The organism is Actinomycetota bacterium, from assembly GCA_030682655.1.
In the GTDB taxonomy this organism is placed as follows: Bacteria; Actinomycetota; Coriobacteriia; order Anaerosomatales; family JAUXNU01; genus JAUXNU01.
Map to the genome: position 1 here is coordinate 1 of JAUXNU010000128.1, position 1951 is coordinate 1951.

The following is a 1951-nucleotide window of genomic DNA, read 5'->3' on the forward strand; positions in this document are numbered from 1 at the left end:
GCCAAGAGCGAGTTTCTCGCCGCGATGAGCCACGAACTGCGAACCCCGCTCAATGCGATCATCGGCTTCTCGGGAGTGCTCGCCCAAGAACTGCCAGGAAAGCTCAACGAGGAACAGGCGAAGCAGGTCGAGATGATCAGTCGATCCGGTCGGCATCTCCTGGGTCTCATCAATGAAGTTCTCGACCTCGCGAAGATTGAATCCGGCGCGAGCCGAGCCTCAATACAGCATGTCGAGGATCTGACCGAAGTCGTGAGAGCCATGTTCGACACGGTGAAGCCGCTAGCAGCCGCCCCGGGAGTTGCCATGGAGTTCATCGCACCCGAGACGCCTGTGGTTGTCGACACCGACCCCGCCTTCGTGAGCCAGATCATACTGAACCTGCTCTCCAATGCGCTCAAGTTCACGGACGAGGGCCGGATCACGACCCGTATCTCTGATGACACCTCGAGCGTGAGAGTCGCGGTCGAGGACACGGGCTCAGGAATCGACGTGAAGTATCAGACCCGTATTTTCGAGGACTTCTATCAAGCGAACGCTCCGGGCCGCGCTAAGCACGAAGGAACCGGTTTGGGCCTGGCAGTGTCCCTCCGACTGGCCGAGATGCTTGGGGCACAGATCGAGGTCGAGAGTGAAACGCCCCGGGTTTGACGGAGGCTCCGTTTCCAGGATTACTTGGTCCTGGAGAAAGGAGTCAGAACCATGGCACGACGATCGAAGTACTCCCCCGAGTTCCGAGAGCGCTCCGTCCGAGTCGCCCGAGAGTCCGAGCGTTCAATCTCTGAGGTCGCGCGCGATCTGGGCATCCACCCCGAGACTCTGCGGGTGTGGGTGCGTCAGGACGAGGCCGACGACGGTACGCGCACTGATCGGCTGACGACGGCCGAGCGCGAGGAGCTCTCCGTACTGCGCCATGAGAATCGCGACCTGAGACGGTCCAACGAGATACTGAAAGCCGCGAGCGTGTTTTTCGCCCGCGAACTCGACCAGCCCCGTCCGAGGTGAGCGCGTTCGTGGATGAGCATCGCGACCGCTTCGGGGTCGAGCCGATGTGTCGGGAGATCGAGGCGTCCGCCTCCGCGTACCGGGCCAGGCGGACCAGACCGCCGTCGGTGCGGACCTTGAGAGACGAGTACCTGCTGGGTGAGATCAAGCGTGTGCATGCCGGATCCGACGGCATCTACGGCCAGCTCAAGATATGGGACGAGCTCAACGACGAGGGCATCAAGGTGGCCCGCTGCACTGTCGAGCGCCTGATGCGGAAACACGGCATCGAGGGCTGTCGCAACGGAAAGACGCAGCTCACGACGGTGCCATGTTCGAATGCCGTCGCTGCAGACGACCTCGTGCAGCGTGACTTCACCGCTGATCGTCCCGACGCTGTGTGGCTCTCGGACTTCACCTACATTCGCACGTGGCAGGGCTGGGGCTACCTGGCCGTCGTCCTTGACGTGTACACGAGGCGCATCGTGGGCTGGCAGTTCACAAGCCACATGGGCCAGTCTCTCGTCACCGATGCACTGGAGATGGCGCTGGCGTCGAGGCGGGAGCATGACGACGGCCTTATCGCGCACTCAGACAACGGGAGCCAATACACGTCCTACGAATACACCGAGCGCCTTAAAGCCGCCGGCATCGCTCCGAGCAGGGGCCGGACCGGCACTGCTTTGGACAACGCCATGGCCGAGAGCATCATGTCGACACTCAAGCGGGAGCTCACCAAGCGCTACACGTGGAAGACCAGACTGGACCTCGAACTCGCGCTCGTCAGCTACATCGGCTGGTACAACGCTCGACGCAGACACCTCTCACTCACCGTCGTGGAGGACGGCAGGATCAGGCGGCTGGCACCGCTCCAGGTCCTCGACCGCTATAATCAGGAAGTCGCCACGCTAGCCGTGGCTTCCACATAATCGAGCCGACGTGGAACCCGGGGCGTTTCAAGAGCGCC

At 62.2% G+C, this 1951-nt stretch carries 3 protein-coding genes; all 3 read left to right on the forward strand.

Annotation, left to right across the window (positions count from 1 at the left end; genetic code table 11):
• On the forward strand, positions 1 to 651 hold a 651-nt coding region (locus Q8K99_08110), incomplete at its 5' end, for a HAMP domain-containing sensor histidine kinase (GenBank protein ID MDP2182520.1).
• A gap of 51 nt (positions 652 to 702) precedes the next feature.
• On the forward strand, positions 703 to 1005 hold the full coding sequence (locus Q8K99_08115; protein MDP2182521.1) for a transposase: 303 nt from the start codon (positions 703 to 705) through the stop codon (positions 1003 to 1005).
• A gap of 8 nt (positions 1006 to 1013) precedes the next feature.
• On the forward strand, positions 1014 to 1913 hold the full coding sequence (locus Q8K99_08120; protein MDP2182522.1) for an IS3 family transposase: 900 nt from the start codon (positions 1014 to 1016) through the stop codon (positions 1911 to 1913).
• The last annotated feature ends 38 nt before the right edge of the window (positions 1914 to 1951 follow it).